This window comes from Candidatus Krumholzibacteriota bacterium (assembly GCA_034520215.1).
Classification (GTDB): Bacteria; Krumholzibacteriota; Krumholzibacteriia; order Krumholzibacteriales; family WJIX01; genus JAGHBT01.
In genome coordinates this window covers 714,485-732,747 of sequence record JAXHNR010000001.1, presented here as the reverse complement: position 1 = coordinate 732,747, position 18,263 = coordinate 714,485, and the positions used below count along the sequence as shown (strand labels likewise).

The window sequence follows — 18,263 nt, the reverse complement described above, 5'->3', positions numbered from 1 at the left end:
TTTCAACCGACCTTTCTCCTGAATATTAAAAACCCGGCTATAGACAAAAACACTGACAATATAAAGCTTATAATCGATAATGTTAACGAAGCTTCTATCACTCTAGGTTGATAATTAAAATTGATCTTATGATCGCCCTCTTTTAGCGGTAATGCCCGCAGACAGTAATCAGCCCTTAGAATCTCTTTTTCTTCACCGTCAACTTCAACTCTCCAGTCAGGGTAATATATCTCGCTTAAAACCATTATACATGAATTTTCAACGTGGGCATCTATTTTTATTGAATTCAATCCGTAACTCTTTATCTCAGCATGGCTTCCCTGTGCCGATCCTATCTCGAGGGAAACAGGTTTTTCCAGAAGCACCTGCTTAGCCGGATTAAATTTACTTGACGCAATAAAATCAAGCATCTTTTCCGGCTCTAAAACTTTCATTCTGTCAACAAAAAATATTCGAGGAAGGACTCTTGTGTTCTCGTAAATACATTTTGAGCCTTGCTTCCACACAAGCGGGAAAGTAGCGTTTTCATTAAACAGGGGATTATAAGAAAATATGTACTTTACATTAAGCATATTAAGAATCTGCAGAGGGACCGTCCTGCTGTTGAATAATTCAAACATTTTATCCATTACATTCTGATATATTTGCAGTTTTGCCGCATGATATCCACCGGTAGAAAATAATCCCGATATCATATACTTATTCTCGCTGAAAGGAAAAACGCTGTGAGACCATCTGCCTAACCCGGCAGCTGGAGCCGGAAATATCCTGTAGAATGACTCGTCTTTCTTTAAAAATTTTATCGCTTCGTCAGGTTCTTTATATTTTTCTCTTTCTTCACCTGATTTCACAATCCTCATACCTTCATGCCCCCATGTTCTTTCAGGATGAATTATAGAATTACTCAGAAGAAAAAGATCTAAGAACAAGACAGCGGCGAGGACTAATATTAAATATCCTTTTCTAATTTTCTTTACAGAAGCAACCAGTAGAATAGCGGCCACTGCTGTAAGGAGAAAAATTCTTGTAATCAGGTCTTTTGTGAATCCTTCAGCAGCTTTGTCGGCATAACGGACTTTATCCGCTACCCGGCTGTTTAATATTCTCTCCTGTATTCCGCTGCTGGCGACAAAAACAAGAAAAAGAACTACAGCACAGGCGATAATAGAATATTTGAAAACTTTTCTGCTTTTTGAACTGAACAAAACACCTTCACTATACAAGTTTACAAACTTTTGAATGCCAAGCCCCATGAGAACGACAACCATAAGCTGTTGAACGATAAGCACCATTACCGGAACCCTGAACTTGTTGAAATACGGAAAGTATTTAAACATAAATCCAAAAAGAGGGAAGAATTTTCCGAAACTCAATAAAGTTGACAACAAAGCTGTAATGGCGAGAAACCACTTCCATCTGGTTTTTATAAGAAATAACGCCGCGCCGGAAAAAAGAGCAGTTACAATTCCCAGATAATTGGGATAATCTGTAAACGGCATGTATCCCCAGTAGGTCATTTTTCCGAACCCGAAAGCCCATGGAAACACAAAGGTCAACATTTCCTTGGGATGCAAACTCCAGCTCGTGGCATATCCGTATTCCAGCCCTCCGCCGGCGCCTCCGCCTCTGATAGAAAACTGAGCGTAATGTTTCAGGGGCATAATGAGAATAGAAGCTATGCCGGCAGCAATGATAAAGGAAAGGAATATCAGGATAGTGTTGACGGCTAAATCCTTCTTCTTACCCTTCCGGAACAAATATACAGTCTCGAAGATAAAAAGAAGCCCTACGACAAGATAAGTATAGTAAGAAATCTGAACATGGCCGCGAAGCATTTGAACACCCAGCGTAAGAGAGAGAAGACCTGCCATCATAATCTTTCTATCACCCGACAGCAATCGCCTGGCAAAAAGAACAGCGAAAGGCATAAACGCCACAGCGCAGGCCTTGGAACCGTGTCCATTAGCTCCCATAGCGAGATAATTCGGAAGCATAATAAAGAGCACCCCGGAAATCAGCGACACTGAAGATAAAACACCGAAAGAGCGTAACAATAGATAAATCCCTACACCCGCCAGGAAATAATGAAGTATAAGCCAGGTCATCCTGGGAAAAGCCAGAGATTTATGTAAGAAATGTGTTATCCAGCTTAGTGGATAGACATATGGATTATAGGCCATGCTCGAAAAACTCGGCATCCCGGAAAAAAGATAAGGATTCCAGAGCGGATATATCCCCGAATCGAGAGCTTCTTTTCCAACTGAAGCAAAACTGACAGGAGTCTTGCTGTCAGGAACAAAGAAAATCTTATTCTGAAAAAAGATGCCCGGCATTAAAACAGCTATAACAATAAGCAGAACCGCGCCGACAATCAATGTCCTCTTCCACGTGGAAATCCTATCCAGTTTAATAACAGGATCAAAACCGGAAAGATCTCCTTTTTGTCCCTGATCTATATCAACCAATCAAACTCTCCTCTTCAAAATATAATCCGTTCGTTCCAGCGCTAAAAAGGTATAATTGGAAATTAACGTCCCTTCTGTTATATACATTTACCACAAAGGGTTGTCTCAAGCTATTTAACATTCTAACATTTTAATATCTTTTAGTAAACATGTCTGACTACATATTTCTCATAGTATCAAATACACCCCGAACGCCCTTGAAAAGGCTTCTGAAAAGAGCCCAGTTCCAAGAGAGGGAAAAAGCGAATGCCAGCAAAACAAATAAAAATCCGTAAAGGGGGAAAACCAGAATTCTCCACACCCGTGACTTATGCAGTCTGAAAAGTCTGTATGTACTGACAATCCTCTTTTCCAGTTTATATGGAGTAAAACCTCCGCCACTGCTTGAACTTACTTTATGCCATACATGAGCCTCGGGAGAATAATAAGATTTCCATCCCGCTTTCAGCGCGCGGAGACAGAAATCAACATCTTCACAATACATCTCATAGCCGGGATCAAGGAGACCAATCTGCTCCAATACTTCCCTTCTTATCATCATCGCGCAGCCAGTAACATAACCCGTCTCTTCTACTGCTTTATCGATTCCCCTGTCGAGTTTCCTTATATTCAGATGACGGGGCAGGGCGATCAAAGGATAAAATCCGCCCCCTCCGTACCATATCCTCTCAGGATTATCAAAATAGTATATTTTTGCTCCCGCTATACCCGCATCGGGACGCTCGAAAACCCTTATCATCTCAGAGATAAAATCAGGCGCTGCAACAGTGTCATTATTCAACAGTAGGAATAACTCTCCCCCCTCCTTTATACATTTCCGAAGGCCCACATTATTACCCCCGGCAAACAATAGGTTTTCTTTATTGCGAATAATATTAACCTGAGGAAATCTTTCCCTCACTATCTTCAAAGATGAATCCGTAGAAGCATTATCTACCACTGTTATTTCTATAGGAGAATAATCAACCGCGGAAAGAGACTCGAGGCATTCCTCTATTACATCTTTCCCATTCCAGTTAAGTACAATCACGTGAATTAATTTTTGAGACAATTTAATCTTCTCCAATATTACTTTCTGAAAAGTTCTTCGAGAGCGGAAACCATACCTTCCCAGCTGAAACGTTTCTTTTCTTCTTCAAAACAGGGTGACATCTTAAGATTCCATTCTTCGAGGAAGAATTTCGTCACTGCCGAGGCCAGAGCTTTCTCATCCCCCGGAGGAACGATAAAACCGGTTCTGTTTTCCGAGACTACTTCAGGAAGCCCTCCCACATCCGTAACAACAACAGGCCTGTCAAAAGACAAGGCTATCTGAACAATAGCGCTTTGAGTAGCTGAAATATAGGGAAGCACAACCAGGTCGGAGGCAACAAAGAAATTTTCCACTTCTTCATTATCAACATAACGGTCAATAAAAGTAACATTGCCCAAAAGCCCATTCTCTTTGACAAAGTTTTTATAAAAAGAGCTGTCCTGATAGAATTCACCCACGACATATAAATGAACCTGTACATTTTTCAGAATCGTGGTCATTGCTTCAAGGAGATACTTCAGCCCCTTATATGGCCTTACATAACCGAAAAATAAAATAATATTATCATAATCCGCCTGAATATTTTCTCTCGCCTGCCGCCTTGTAATATCTCCTTTTCTGAAAAAATCGAAGATTGGAAGAGGCCTCAGGATAAAATCGGCATTTTTTTTTATTCTAACCAAATTGTCTCTGTCTTCCTTTGACTGAACAATAAACCCTTCCGCGGGAAGAAACGCCATTCTGGTGAGAATACCGTCAAGTACCGATCGTTCGTGAGGAAGAACATTGTGGCAGATATAGATAATTTTTCCGCCGCATAGAAGACGCAGAATAGAACATATCTTCGACAACGCGAAAGCAAGATAGGGTTGCCACCATTGAACAATTACAATATCCGGCTTAAAACGGATAATGCGGACTGCTGTTTTTATCCAGGAAAAGGGATTAACAGAATCTATGACCCTGTCAGAATCAACCAGAAGAGGATTTTTACTTTCGTCAAATTGAGTCTTGCCGGGAAATAAAAATTCCGGATAAAGACGTTTATAATTTACGAGATAAACTCTGTACTTTTTTCTCAATTCTTCGGCAAGTCTTGTATTATAATGGGATATACCTCCCCTGTAGGGATAAGCCGGTCCAACAAGACAAATTCTCTGACAATCGCTCTCACCGGTATTAATCATCGATTAAATACTCTCTGAATGAAAAAGATTTCGTGGTCCGGGATGAAAAGAGTTCAGCAAGTAATCCAAAAGAGCCGATTTGAACAGCCATTACAATCAAGATCATCCCGCCGACCATAACAGGTCTCACATGCAACCCGTTGCCTGTGAGCCACTGAATCAGAAAATACAGATTAATTAACCCTCCGATTACCAGGAAGAAGAAAGCTATGCGCCCGAAGAAATGCAGAGGTGAAGTAGATCGTCGAGTAATAAAAATAACAGTCATTAGATCAAAAAAACCATTAAGAAATCTTCTCGTGCCGTATTTACTTTTACCGAATTTCCTTTCGAAATGGCTTACCCCTTCTTCAGATATTTTAAATCCTTCCCAGGCTGCCAGAACTGGAATAAAACGGTGGAGTTCACCATAGATTAATACCCGTTTGGTAACTTCTTTCCTATATGCCTTTAGCCCGCAGTTGAAATCGTGAAGTTTAATGCCGCTCACAAGCGAAGTAACAAAGTTAAAAATCTTTGAGGGTATGGTCTTGGTAACAGGATCCTTACGGTTAATTTTCCAGCCGGAAACAAGGTCCGCTCCCTGATCTATCACTTCGATAAGTCCTGGAATTTCATCGGGATTATCCTGAAGATCAGCATCAATTGTAATTACAATATCACCTTTTACGGCATCAAATCCAGCTGACAGGGCTGCTGATTTGCCGTAATTACGCAGGAAACTTATTATCTTAACGTGATTGTCTTTCTCCCGCAATAAATGGAGAATTTTCAAAGAACCGTCAGTCGACCCGTCATCAACAAATAATATTTCGTAATAATTGGCTATTTTCTCCAACACGGCCGTTAAACGATTATAAAGCTCTTCGAGACTCCTCTCCTCGTTGAAGAGAGGAACAACCACCGAGATGTTATGTTTCTTTTCCATATTATCTTCTCATTTACCGGGAGTTTAAGAGATCACGGTACCACCTGATTTCCCGCTTGAGACCTTCTTCGAGACCGATTTCCGGCGAAAATCCAAGTTCCCTTTTTGCCCTTGAAGTATCAGCCCATGTATCGAGAACATCACCTTTAGCCCTGTCAAGAAAAGTAATATCGAAATCCTCGTTAATTCCGGTCTTTATTAATTCCAGTACTTCAAGTATGGAGACTCTGCTTCCTCCCCCTATATTGAAGATGCTCTCTTCTCCGTCATATTTCATAGCCAATATGTTTGCTTCAACAGCGTCCGATATGTATGTAAAATCCCGGGTCTGCTTACCATCCCCGTAAATCTCTATTCCCTCACCGGCAAGAGCTGAAGTTATGAAACGGCTAAAGGCCATATCAGGCCTTTGCCTCGGCCCGTAAACTGTAAAATATCTCAGAGAAACAGCATTTACATCATAATTATTTCTATACAGCTCACACAGATGTTCTCCGGACAGCTTTGTCACTCCATAAGGAGACAGCGGCTTTAATTTCTGTTCCTCCTTCATTGGAAGCTTGTCTGTTTCTCCGTATACTGAACTTGAGCTTGAATAAACGAGCTTTGTTCTGACGTTTTCCTTAAGCGCTTCGAGGATTTTCTGTGTTGTAAGAATGTTTGAATCAACATAAATCGAAAACTCCCGCCCCCAGCTCATCCTCACTCCAGCCTGAGCGGCAAGATGAAAAACACAGTCGTAACCTTCAATCATCCCCCGAAAATCAAAATCATTGATATCTTCTTCCAACAATTCAAAATTACTGTCAGAAATAATATTCTCTATATTCTTCCGTTTTCGTTCCGGACTGTAATAATCAGTAAAAGAATCTATTCCCAACACCTGATATCCGTCCGCGATAAGCCGCTCACAAACATTTGAACCAATAAATCCGGCGGCTCCCGTCACTAACACCTTGTTCTTCATAATTTAGAAAGTCCCTTTTCTATTCCGGTAAATTTAATCCGGAATCGCTCTTGCTCTCTTGTTCAAATTGTCTCTTAAGCCGGCTGAATTCAGAATCCTCCGGATGACGTACCAGCCATTTATCTATATATGATTTTGCCCGGCTGTAATCCCCAAGGTCCACGGAGATTTGGAAACCATAAGCATAAATATCTCTCTCATCAGGAAACATCCTAATACCCTTATCTACCGCGTCAATTGCCATGGCCGGTTTTCCCGCTTCACGGTAAACCGCAACAAGACCTGTAAAATAGTCCGCTCTCTCGGGATAATTCTTTAACAACTCTTCATAGTGTCGAACAGCTTTGGCCAGCTCCCCGTTTCTAACATAATAGATTCCCGCGTATTTCTTCGCGTAGTCAAAAGAGGAATTAAATTCAATCGAAAGTTCAGCCCGACTGGCAGCTTCTTCATAATCTCCGTCTCTCGCCGCCTCCTGAGCTAATTGAAACGCTGCGACTGAGAAATTAATAAACATCGTTTTTGTGTCTTTGTTCTTAAATACCGACGTATCTCTTTTCATTTTGTCAGTTAGTACCCCGCGGTACTTATAAATATCGTCAAAATTCCTTGTCATTAAAAATTCATTAAGAAGGTGTTCCCCCTTGTAGGGTACAATTCTGCGCACCATTCCTTCCATTTCAAGATTCTGTTTATAAGGCTCCCACACTTCATGCGGAACTGTAACCGCAAAATAAACAGGACGTTTCCATATCGAGTTCCGTATTATATGCTGAACAGCTCTGTCTCGTTTCCAGGCTATACTGCCGTCTTTGAGTTTTACGGGATTTAAGTTTTCAATCTCTGAATCGTTCAGTTTAATTGGCGCGCCGGCCTTCATATCCCTTAACTGTTTTATATACCAATTCGTATTCAATAAACTGAGATTGGCCACGCATACATCATTCCTGAAATTTTCGACACATTGAATATACCACAGGGGAAAAGTGTCGTTATCACCATTGGTGAAAATAACCGCGTCAGGCTCCAGGCAAGCCAGCATATTGTAAGCGTAGTCTCTTGCAATATAATTCTCAGATCTGTCATGCTCAAACCAGTGATATCTCGCGGGCAGTATCGATAAAACTATAATAATAACTCCTACCGCTACTGTCGGGCGCCTGAATTTAGCCCCTTTGGTTTTAAAATAATCCCTGAGCAGAATTAGAAACGCGCTCGCCCCGATCCCGATAAAGATAGAGAAAAAATAGAAAGCCCCGCTATAAAAGTAGTCCCTCTCCCTGACCTCATGATCACTGAAATTGAGAAAGAGAATCAATCCTATTGAATTCAAGGCCAGAGCCGTAAAATTAACAATCCAGCTTTTCCTCTCTCTGTAATAATTTGAAATTATCCCGTAAAGCCCCAATCCAAAGGGGATAATCATACTGGCTCTGCCTAAATTAAAGCGCCCAATCATAATGTCACCGAGCATCCTGAACTGCTCGCGGAAGTAACCCCAGAAATGCTGAAACTGAAATATCAGAGAAGCTTTCCTGTTAAAAATATTCATCGGGGGATACTGTTCTCGTCGAATATGCGCGTATAAAGCCCTCCATGTTTCGGGATCTACTTCATCGATCGGGGGATTCAATCCTGAACGGATATAGAGAAACAAATGCACGGACAGACCCAGCAGAAAGAGAGCGGTCGCTGTAACGGCAAATTTTCCTTCAGACAATATAGTCCATATCAGAAGAACGGCTAGAATCAGCAAACCTACGACCGTAATCATTGAATTCTTGTACATCGTCATATCAGCAACAATAACAGCCATACCAAACCCGAATACGATAAATTCAAAGTTGCTGAATGTTTTTTCTTTAACTATAAAAAAGAGCAGAAATATGCCCCCGGCTGTCAGAATAGTTCCAAGATGAAATCCGATGCCGAGTGAAAAAAGATAAATAATAAACAGCGCGAGATTGCGGGAATGCTTCTTTCCCTTTTCGTCCAGTGTAAGCAGTATTTTACTTCCCTCAGTTTTTCCTTTTTCTTCGATTATTGTCTGCCTTTTCGGGGCGCTGACTTTTCCGTCAGGGTTTCTATACCACTTCAGAGCCAATAGAATAGTCAGTCCCATCAGAAACGCGCTCAGTGAATATACTTCCGCTTCAGTAGCATTCCACCAGAAAGTATCACTGAATGTTAAATACAAAGCGCCGGCCGCGGGACCTGAGTAGTGGATAAATTTCTCTAAGCCGTTTTTCATCCTGCCGAACATCAGGCTGAGAACTTCGGCCATAATCAAATATGCCACTAAAACGGCAAGTGCTCCAAATACTGCTGAAAGAAGGTTAACTTTCTGAGCAATGGTTAGCGGCAGAGGTAATAGAGAAAAGACTTTTCCCACAAGTACATAAAGGGGGGTGCCGGGAGAATGAGGAATACCTAAAATATGGGAAGTTGCTATAAATTCACCGCTGTCCCAGAATGAAACACTCGCGGCCATAGTTTGCAGATAAACCGTCAGGCTGACTATAAAAATTAAGACTGAAATAATATAATGTATTCTCTTTTCCGACATAGCATCTTCCCTTAAAAACCATTAAATCATAATATCTTATTCTACTAATTTAAACTAAAACAATTCCATCTTAATTGGAAATAATATTTCTCCTATCGACTGCCTATATTCCTCCTTAAAAAGAGTATACCGCCGGATAAACTTACTGTAACCATAACGGCGTAGGTAAGGAATTCAACAAGCAGCGCCTGTTCAGCCAGAATCCCAACGCTGGTAAACAGCAGAACTCCAGCTCCCTCACGAACTCCAAGTCCGTTTATTGAAATTGGTAAAATCATAATTATCCCAAGTAGCGGCACAAAAACGAAGAAATATAGATAAATCCATATAGACATCTCCATCCCAATCGATCTTCCTACTATGACATGAGTCATAATCCTTAAAAACTGGATTGAAAGAGTAAGTAAAACAATTTTAGTCATTAAGAACTTGAGGTCTCTCAACCCTCCAAGCTGATTAAATATTATATCCAGGCGCTCTCCAATATTCCACAGCTTTATTCGCGTAAGAATATTTCTAAGAAGTTTTGCCAGCCGCCTGTTCAACATTAATATAAGAATTCCTCCCACGATAGCCGCGAAAAGCAATATATACATACTAATATTGCCTATATCCCCGGAAGGAAGCAGAATCAGTGAAGATACAAGTGCCAGGATACAAAGACCGAATATACCGAATATCCTGTCGAGTAACGTGATCGCGAATACTTTGTATGGGTCATTACCCATCCTTGATACATCGAATATCTTGTATGCGTCGCCCCCTACATTTGCCGGAAGAAAATTATTAAAAAACAAACCGACAAAATAGAGATTAAGAACCCTGGAGAAAGACAAATTCAGCTCGCTCTTCTTAAGGAGAATATACCATTGAACAGCTCCCAGGAAACTGCTCAGGAGAAAGACTAAAAGAGCCGCGGTTAGCAAAAATGGATCTATATCTTTGATATAGTGTGATATTTTGGCCGGTGATATTTTCCAGATCAAGAAAGTAATCAACCCGGCACTGATTATTATTTTAACCCATTGAAAGAGGATTTTTCTTCTTTTCAACAATAACTCCTCCGGTTTATCAACCTTCAACTACTCTCTTTAAAATTGATTCACTCTCGCGGGCGCAACGTTCCCATGTAAGCTCTTTTACGCGCCGCAGAGCGTTTTTGCTCATCTTACTCCAGAGGTCCCTGTTCAAAAGCAATTCCAGGGACTTTTCCGCGAACGCGTTCTCATCACCGTAGGGAACGAGATATCCTGTTTCACCTACCCATACGGAATCCCTAAGCCCCGGCCTGTCACTTGCTACAACAGGCATACCGCAGGCGTTCGCCTCCACAACCGTTAATCCCCATCCCTCTTTCGGACTCGGATTAATCAGAAGATGCGCCTTATTAAGACACTTTACAACATCTTCCGTTTCCATGTACCCCTTAAATTCAACTGCCTCTTCCATGCCTGCTTTCTCAACGGTATCTTCAAGTACTGATTTATAGGGCCCGTCTCCAATTATCAAGAGCTTTGCTTTAGGTAGTTTTTTTCTTATAATTTCTACCGCCCGGATTGCTATTTCAACACTCTTATATTTTCTAAGCCTTCCCAGATGAACTATCGTCGGATCTTCATTCCTCTCCAGATCAAGATTACGATATAGCTGGTGATTCAGACCGCATAATACAACATCTATTCTGTCGGGGGCTATTCCCCTGCCGGAAAGGTCACTTTTAGTACTTGGACTTATAACCATAAATCGGTTGTTCTTATATATATATGGTATAAGTTTTTCCATAATAACAACATATGAACCTATCAACCAATTTGCTTCACGAAATACTGTAGTGCCAAAAAGATGGGGTACCACTCCAAGAACGGGGATATCTGTATAAAGGGGCATAAAAAAGGGAAGTTTGTTTATATCTTCAATAACAGCATCAAAAGTATTCGATTTCATTATACGCCTGGCAAAGATAGGCAATGTGAAATTCGCGTCAAACCAGTGTCCGGATCTTAGAATCCTTACTCCATCGACTACTGCCTGGGATTCTCCTTCGGGAAAAGCGGAAGAAATTTGTGTCACATTATGTCCCCACTTAACAAGGAAAGTAAGTATTTCATGCAGATGCACCTCAGCTCCGCCGGCTTCGGGATGTTCTATATCTCTCCAGTTCAGAGCAAGAAACCTCAAAACAAACCTTCCTTTAATCTTTCCGGGCAATACTTCCAATGACAACTGCTGTATAAAGAGTACATCTCATGTTAAGAATAAATCTTCTCGGACCTTGAAAGATTTTTCTCAGGGCTGAGAAAACCGCCGGATACATAGAAATTCTTATTCCAAACCTGACAAGTCCTTTCCGAAGCATTCGAAACCATATAGGGGGATTCAACCATTCACCATAACTCTTTACAACGGTCAGCCCCTGCCTTTCCAGCATTCTCTCCAACTCTTTCACGCTGTACTCCGTCTCCCATCCCGCGAACCATTTTCCCAGAGATATCAGCAGATGTTTACCAACCGTATAGTAATGGTACCGTTGTGGTACATCCACGAGAAGATAACCACCCTTCTTAATAACCCGCTTATGCTCCTTTATCATATCGTCCGGATTTCGGAAATGTTCCAGAAGTCCCTGGTGAAAAACAAGATCAAACGTTTCATCTTTAAAGGGCAGAGAAAACGCGTCACCACAGCAGAGGTCCACGGAATCACCACTCGAAAGCTGTGATTTAACCAGCCCCAGCGCACTTTTGCTGTAATCCAGAGAAACAACCCTTGCTCCCATTCGGGAGAACAAAATCCCGTCTCTTCCCGAGCCGGCTCCAACTTCAAGTATCCTCAAACCTTCAGGCGGGACAATTTCTGTAAAATGTCTGCTTACTCTTTCCTCATTGTCATAAACCTGATTAACGTCAGGTGACTGTTCCCAGAAACTGTTCCAGTGCCTTTTCTCAGAGATGTGCTTTTCACTCATATTATGTAACCTCAAATAATAATACCACTATAAATTACCGGGAAACATTTGCGTAAAAAAAGCAGTATTTATTCCATTTTACTCAAATACCCGCTTTTCTATCGATTCAATCACGAATCCGGCTGGCAAGTTCGTCCAGAATACCGTTAACAAATTCGCCGGCATTTTTTGAACTGAACCGGTGCGCCACTTCAACTGCTTCGTTGATTATAACATTCTTTGGTGTAGACGGAAAATGGATGAGCTCGACAAGAGCTATTTTCAATATTAAAAGATCTACAACGGATATTCTCTCAAAATCCCAGTTCTCAAGAACTTCCTCTATCATTAAATCCAGTTTTCCACTTTCCTTTACAACTCTCTCGACCAAAGCCTCCGCGTAATCAACAGCTTCTCCGCTGGAATGACGCCTTGAAACATTCTCGCTGAGCGCTTTTTCCCAATCCTGAGAAGATAACTGCACGGCATATAACGCCTGTAGGGCTATTTCCCTGGCTTTTCTTCTTCGACTCAAATCCTCACCTTTTCATCCAATATCATCGAATAGATTAGACATTTCGAGTGCCGACATAGCTGCCTGCCATCCCTTATTCCCCGCCTTACTGCCCGCTCTTTCCAGTGCCTGCTCCTGTGTGTCCGCCGTTATAATTCCAAACGATACGGGCATACCTGAACTGACGGCTATATTTGAAACATCCTTGACAACCTGGCTTGCAAGCAGATCAAAATGAGGTGTATCTCCCCTGATTAAAGCGCCGGCGCAAATAATACCGTCAATATCCGTTGACACCAGCTTCTTTGCCGCCTGTGGAATCTCAAAAGATCCGGGAACACGGCAGACAGTAATATTATCCTTATCCACACCGTGTCTTTCAAGACAATCCAGAGCTCCTTCGAGCAGCTTCCCCGTAACAAGCTCGTTAAAACGGCCAATTACTATAGCGAATTTCTTTCCTTTGCCTAAGAGATTTCCGGCTTTTTCGATAACCATTTATTTCTCCTTTCCATTGGTTTGATTCAGATTTCTCCATTCTTCTGTCTTATCGAGATCCTTCAGGATGTGTCCGAGTTTATCTCTCTTGCATGAAAGATATTTTATATTCCTCCTGTTAGGAGCAATTTCGATCGGCACTCTCTCGATCACTTCCAACCCATAAGCTTTAAGCCCGACAATCTTCTTTGGGTTATTTGTCATAAGCCTTATTTTGTGCAGCCCCAGATCGGCAAGAATCTGGGCGCCTATTCCGTAATCTCGTAAATCGGCGGGGAATCCCAGTTCAATATTCGCTTCGACTGTATCTCTGCCTTTATCCTGAAGCTCGTAAGCCCGAACCTTGTTCATCAGTCCTATCCCCCGTCCCTCCTGCTGAATATAAAGAAATACTCCACTTCCTTCTTCAGCTATCATCTCCAGGGCTTTATTCAACTGATTTCCACAATCACATCTAAGTGATCCGAACACGTCGCCGGTAAGACATTGAGAATGAACCCTTACAAGCGGGCTCTCGTCCTTTTCAGGAGACCCCATAACAAGCGCGACACTCACAGACTTGTCAATACTGCCTTCATAAGAGAAAAGTTCAAATTCCCCGTATTTCGTCGGGAGTGAAGCTCTCGCCCCCCTCCTTACTAATTTTTCTTTGCGCCTCCGGTATTCGATCAAATCGGTTATTGTGGCTATCTTAAGATCAAATTTGGTCGCCATTTCAATAAGCTCCGGTCTCTTTGCCATACTGCCGTCCGGCGCCATAATCTCACACAAAACACCCGCCGGATGAAGCCCCGCGAGTCTCGCAAAATCAACTGACGCCTCTGTATGTCCCGCCCGGCGAAGGACCCCTCCCCTTACGGCTTTCAGAGGAAATATATGTCCGGGCCTGGCTAGATCCTCAGGTTTTGTGTCCGGGTCAACAAGAGCATTTATCGTAACCGCTCTATCAAAAGCTGAAATCCCGGTTGTTGTGTTCTTTTTCGCGTCAACAGAGACGGTAAAAGAAGTGCCCATCCTCGCGGTGTTTTTCTTAACCATCATATCAAGTCCCAATTTATCGGCCCGTTCATTCTCCAGTGAAACACAGATAAGTCCTCTAGCGTGATGTGCCAGAAAGTTAACATCATCCGCATCCACTTTTTCCGCGGCCATCACAATATCCCCTTCATTTTCCCTGTTTTCATCATCAACTACTATTAGCATCCTTCCCTGGCGTATTTCTTCGATCGCTTCCTCAACCGTACAAAAATTTTTCACTATCTTTCACCTCTCAGCTTTATATTTATTCCGTTATTTTAGTTTACGCGTGAATTCTTTTACATACCTGGCAAGAATATCAATTTCAATATTCACTCTGTTTCCGGGGCGGACAAATCTGAGATTCGTATTTTCCCACGTATGAGGAATAATATAAACATCGAAACACCCGCTGCCCGGCTCAGGACCTATAGTTAAACTGATTCCATTTACCGCTATAGAAGCCTTCGGGACAATATAATCGAACATCTCTTTTTCTAATTTAATATTCAAGGAATAAGGTCTTTTCGATAATTTTCTTACGGTACCAACACCGTCCACATGGCCATTAACAATATGACCTCCCATTCTATCACCCGGCAAAAGGGCTTTCTCGAGATTAACACTCGCGCCGGATTTCAACTCACCGAGGTTAGTGACTCTTAACGTTTCCGGCAGGATATCACATTCAAAGCCGTCTTTGAGAACCCGGCTTACTGTCTGACATACTCCATTTACCGCGATACTCTCTCCAACGTCAACATTCCCAGCCATTTTTACAGAGAGACCCGCTCCCCGCGAATGCCTGCGCAGGAAGGCAACCTTTCCCACTTCCTGAATCAAACCTGTAAACAACTCAATCGCCCGCCAATCTCTTGAAATATCCTTCAATTACCGGATTATCATATACGGCAACAATATCACTTCCGGACAGAGAAACACGGCTTGGGTTCAACCCTCCCCCTTTAATCCAATCCGGCTCCTCGTCTTCCATAAAGAAAGAAAGCCCCTTCTTTCCGGAAATTCGTGAAGCAAAAAATATAAACATTCTGTCAGCAAGCCGCTTCTTTATAAAAGAGGTTGCTATGCCGGCTCCACCCTCTACAAGAACAGAATGGATTGATCTTTCTGAAAGATCTTCAATCCATCTTTCAAGATCTATCCTGCCGTTATTTTCAGATAATGGAATAACCTCAGCCCCTGCTTCCTTCAGAGATTCTGCCTTAGCCGTATTCGCGTCTTCCGAACAATAAATCATAATTCTTTCGCCGTCGTTGAACCAGGAGCTCTCAAGATGAAAATCAAGTTTCGAATCAAATACACACCTGACAGGCGGTGGCAACTTCCTTTCAAAAAAACGCCTGTCCAAAACGGGGTTATCCGATTTTACCGTCCCAATCCCGACAGCAACAGCATCAGTTAGAGCTCTCAAATAATGAACATACTTTCTTGATTCTTCCGAAGTAAACCATCCGTTCGGTTCCACGGTTAAACAACCGTCAAGGGTCAAAGCTAACTTCAAAATAACCAGGGGTTTGCCTGTTTCACACCTGTGAATGAAAGGAAGATTTATTTCCATAGCCTCCCACGATTTAACACCCGTTTCCACTTCGATCCCGTTTTCCCTCAAGATTCGCGCCCCCTTTCCGCTAACCCTGGGATCAGGATCGTATATACTGAAAACAACACGCTTAAGACCTGCCTGTATTATTCGTTCGGTGCAGGGCGGTGTCGTTCCGTAGTGACAGCATGGCTCTAGATTCAGATAAATAGTACCCCCCCGTGCTTCAGAGCCGGCTTCATTGATAGCTTCAACTTCAGCATGGGGCTCACCCTTTTTCTTGTGATACCCTTCCCCGACAATTCTGCCGTCTGAAACAACAACAGCGCCGACATTGGGGTTAGGGAAAGTATCTCCAATACCTTTCCTGGCAAGCTCAATAGCTCTCCCTAGATACAATTCATCTGAGTTCAAAAGAAACTCCCCAGTCAGCAAAACAAAACTAAACTTCGGGCATCTCTGGTATTTAAATGGAAAAGGGTTAATATGAATTTGATAGCAGTTGAAGCTTGCTGTCTCATCTTTACCTTCTCCCATCCAGACTGTTACTGTCGGCTTCGGAATTCCACCGAGTCAATGGGTTTCCACCCATTCGCGGACTTTTACCGCCGGTGGGGAATTTCACCCCGCCCCGAAGGTTTAAAATAGAAACATTAAAACTTCGTTTCTTTTCCGCAATATAATCTTTTTAACAATTATAGTCAAGAACACGCGGTATTTTGAATTGTTCTCAATGTTTCGTTAATCTGATGTTTAATTGAATTGAGCTTTTTTAAATTGCACTTATTATTTGAAATTAATTAAAAAATATGTCCACAAGAAGTGTAGAAGGAATTGTGGCCAGGTACTCCCCCGGGGAAAATTATTTCGATACAATCAAACCGATATTCCTTAGAACAAATAGTTCAGAGGGGAAAAGTCCGGAGATAGGAAAAAGAGAAAGTGGCAAGATATTTACCACCGGCGCCGGTAGTGATCCTGGTGTTAATAATTACAGTAAAAGTCTCAACGTTGAGACAGATTCCGGTAAGCAGGGCGCGAAAATCACTCCCGACGTTGAAACTGATTCTGCTGAAGAGGCAGAGGTGAAACAGAAATTTAAGGTGGAATTTATGGTGGACCCTGAATTCTTAAAGAAACTTGAAAGGATCAGATCCGAACTTTCAAGAAAATACCCGGCAGGTGTTAGTTTTGAGATGTTATTTAATATAGTTATGGATGAATACTTGAAGCGCCGCAGCCCTGAGAAAAGAATAGAGAGAAGAAAAAAACAAAAAAGCTCTCAAAAGAGAGAAACAAAGACTGTCTCCGGAGATAACAAAAAGAGGGAGCAGAAAAATAGAGGGCGTAGAACCCGCAATATCCCGGCCGCTGTCCGTGATGAAGTCTATAGGAGAGATAAAGGGCTCTGCAGCTTCGCGGGCAGAAACGGAAAGATGTGTGATTCAACCTGGAATCTTCAGATCGATCACATATTCCAGTTTGCCAGGGGAGGTGATAACTCCCCCGGCAACCTGAGGCTTCTCTGCGAGAGACATAACAAGCTGGAGGCGGAACGCGCCTATGGAAAAGATTTCATGCGGAAATATATCAAGAAAGAATGATATTCATAAATGCCTGTCAGAGAAGGAAAAAAGTTCAAGCGTTCTAGTTGCATCCACACAGAGATATAAAAAACAGGACTAACCGGAGAGGAGAGTTGACACAAACAACTTGTGGTCAAAATCTGCCAGGTCGTCTATTCCCTCACCAACACCTATATACAGAACGGGAAGGTTAAGTTTATTCTGTATTGGTATTATTACTCCACCTTTGGAAGTGCTGTCGAGTTTAGTGACTATCATTCCCGTAATGGGCAAAGATTCAACAAAAACCTCAGCCTGTCTGATACTGTTCTGTCCGGAATTGGCATCGATAATCAGCCACCCCTCCAACCCGATATCATCAAATCTGGTTGAAAGAACGCGGAATATCTTTTCCAGTTCTCTCATAAGATTCTTCTTAGTATGCAGACGTCCCGCTGTATCTATTATTACAATATCGATACCTTTAGATCTGGCTGAGCTTACGGCGTCAAAAGCTACAGCGGCAGGATCAGATCCCATTTGCTGCCTTACAACAGGAACGTCGCATTTTTGTGCCCATAGCTGAAGTTGCTCTATCGCGGCCGCCCTGAATGTGTCACAAGCGGCGAATAAAACAGATTTGCCTTCATTCTGAAAACGCCTTGCCAGTTTCCCGATCGTTGAAGTCTTCCCCACACCGTTTACTCCGGCAACAATTATAACTCTCGGATTACCTTCCGGCTGTTTATAGTCGGGAACACTTTCGATAACATCGAGAAGTTCAGATCTTAAAATATCCAACACCTCATCATTTTCTCCCCGGCAGTTTTTTCCACTCAGACGCTCAACGATCCTCTCGGTAGCTTCAAAACCCAAATCCGCTGAAAACAAAAGCCTCTCGATTTTTTCAATGCTCGAATCATCAAGCTCTCCGGATCTAAACAGATCAAGCAGAGGACTGATAAATTTTTCCCGTGTCTTCTCCAGACCTTTGAAGATTCCCTTTGCCATTATGACC

Annotated in this window: 16 protein-coding genes and 1 riboswitch; of the genes, 1 reads left to right on the top strand and 15 read right to left on the bottom strand. The window is 42.2% G+C overall.

All coding sequences use genetic code 11. The features are described 5' to 3' along the window. Positions 1 to 2: 2 nt before the first annotated feature. The 14 genes from U5O15_03115 to ribD all read right to left on the bottom strand — a co-directional run bounded on the left by U5O15_03115 (position 3) and on the right by ribD (position 16,094). The gene (locus U5O15_03115; protein MDZ7859649.1) at positions 3 to 2,465 is read right to left on the bottom strand and encodes a YfhO family protein; all 2,463 of its coding nucleotides are present in this window, start codon (positions 2,463 to 2,465) and stop codon (positions 3 to 5) included. Between the two features lie 157 nt (positions 2,466 to 2,622). Then, positions 2,623 to 3,516 carry a glycosyltransferase family 2 protein gene (locus U5O15_03110; GenBank protein MDZ7859648.1) on the bottom strand — a complete coding sequence of 298 codons (894 nt, stop codon included), beginning with the start codon at positions 3,514 to 3,516 and terminating at the stop codon, positions 2,623 to 2,625. Positions 3,517 to 3,533: 17 nt separating this feature from the next. Next, positions 3,534 to 4,685 (bottom strand): glycosyltransferase, encoded by a 1,152-nt coding sequence (locus U5O15_03105; GenBank protein ID MDZ7859647.1) that lies wholly within the window; start codon positions 4,683 to 4,685, stop codon positions 3,534 to 3,536. After that, entirely contained in the window at positions 4,678 to 5,613 is a 936-nt protein-coding gene (locus tag U5O15_03100; GenBank protein MDZ7859646.1) for a glycosyltransferase family 2 protein, read from the bottom strand. Before U5O15_03100 ends, U5O15_03105 begins: the two co-directional genes overlap by 8 nt. Positions 5,614 to 5,626: 13 nt before the next feature. Then, positions 5,627 to 6,580, bottom strand: coding sequence for a GDP-mannose 4,6-dehydratase (locus U5O15_03095; protein MDZ7859645.1), 954 nt, complete (start codon positions 6,578 to 6,580; stop codon positions 5,627 to 5,629). A gap of 19 nt (positions 6,581 to 6,599) precedes the next feature. After that, a complete protein-coding gene (locus U5O15_03090) occupies positions 6,600 to 9,146 on the bottom strand; it encodes a DUF2723 domain-containing protein (protein MDZ7859644.1) in 2,547 nt (848 codons plus the stop codon). A 92-nt stretch (positions 9,147 to 9,238) separates the two neighbouring features. Then, positions 9,239 to 10,198 carry a lysylphosphatidylglycerol synthase transmembrane domain-containing protein gene (locus U5O15_03085; GenBank protein ID MDZ7859643.1) on the bottom strand — a complete coding sequence of 320 codons (960 nt, stop codon included), beginning with the start codon at positions 10,196 to 10,198 and terminating at the stop codon, positions 9,239 to 9,241. 19 nt (positions 10,199 to 10,217) lie between these two features. Then, the gene (locus U5O15_03080; GenBank protein ID MDZ7859642.1) at positions 10,218 to 11,363 is read right to left on the bottom strand and encodes a glycosyltransferase family 4 protein; all 1,146 of its coding nucleotides are present in this window, start codon (positions 11,361 to 11,363) and stop codon (positions 10,218 to 10,220) included. Next, a complete protein-coding gene (locus U5O15_03075) occupies positions 11,338 to 12,111 on the bottom strand; it encodes a class I SAM-dependent methyltransferase (protein ID MDZ7859641.1) in 774 nt (257 codons plus the stop codon). The genes U5O15_03080 and U5O15_03075 overlap by 26 nt, the downstream gene beginning before the upstream one ends. A 106-nt stretch (positions 12,112 to 12,217) precedes the next feature. After that, a complete protein-coding gene (gene nusB, locus U5O15_03070) occupies positions 12,218 to 12,625 on the bottom strand; it encodes a transcription antitermination factor NusB (GenBank protein ID MDZ7859640.1) in 408 nt (135 codons plus the stop codon). 12 nt (positions 12,626 to 12,637) lie between these two features. Next, on the bottom strand, positions 12,638 to 13,102 hold the full coding sequence (gene ribH / locus U5O15_03065) for a 6,7-dimethyl-8-ribityllumazine synthase (protein ID MDZ7859639.1): 465 nt from the start codon (positions 13,100 to 13,102) through the stop codon (positions 12,638 to 12,640). Next, entirely contained in the window at positions 13,103 to 14,359 is a 1,257-nt protein-coding gene (locus tag U5O15_03060; protein ID MDZ7859638.1) for a bifunctional 3,4-dihydroxy-2-butanone-4-phosphate synthase/GTP cyclohydrolase II, read from the bottom strand. It abuts the gene before it with no gap. A 33-nt stretch (positions 14,360 to 14,392) separates the two neighbouring features. Next, a complete protein-coding gene (locus tag U5O15_03055; protein MDZ7859637.1) occupies positions 14,393 to 14,974 on the bottom strand; it encodes a riboflavin synthase in 582 nt (193 codons plus the stop codon). Position 14,975: 1 nt separating this feature from the next. Next, on the bottom strand, positions 14,976 to 16,094 hold the full coding sequence (ribD, locus tag U5O15_03050) for a bifunctional diaminohydroxyphosphoribosylaminopyrimidine deaminase/5-amino-6-(5-phosphoribosylamino)uracil reductase RibD (GenBank protein ID MDZ7859636.1): 1,119 nt from the start codon (positions 16,092 to 16,094) through the stop codon (positions 14,976 to 14,978). 107 nt (positions 16,095 to 16,201) lie between these two features. Beyond that, positions 16,202 to 16,323, bottom strand: a riboswitch (FMN riboswitch). Between the two features lie 166 nt (positions 16,324 to 16,489). Here ribD and U5O15_03045 point away from each other — a divergent pair. After that, complete coding sequence (locus U5O15_03045) at positions 16,490 to 17,284, top strand: hypothetical protein (protein ID MDZ7859635.1); 795 nt, start codon at positions 16,490 to 16,492, stop codon at positions 17,282 to 17,284. A 78-nt stretch (positions 17,285 to 17,362) separates the two neighbouring features. On the opposite strand, the gene ftsY is transcribed toward U5O15_03045, so the two are convergent. Further along, positions 17,363 to 18,256, bottom strand: coding sequence for a signal recognition particle-docking protein FtsY (gene ftsY, locus U5O15_03040; GenBank protein ID MDZ7859634.1), 894 nt, complete (start codon positions 18,254 to 18,256; stop codon positions 17,363 to 17,365). Positions 18,257 to 18,263 lie beyond the last annotated feature (7 nt).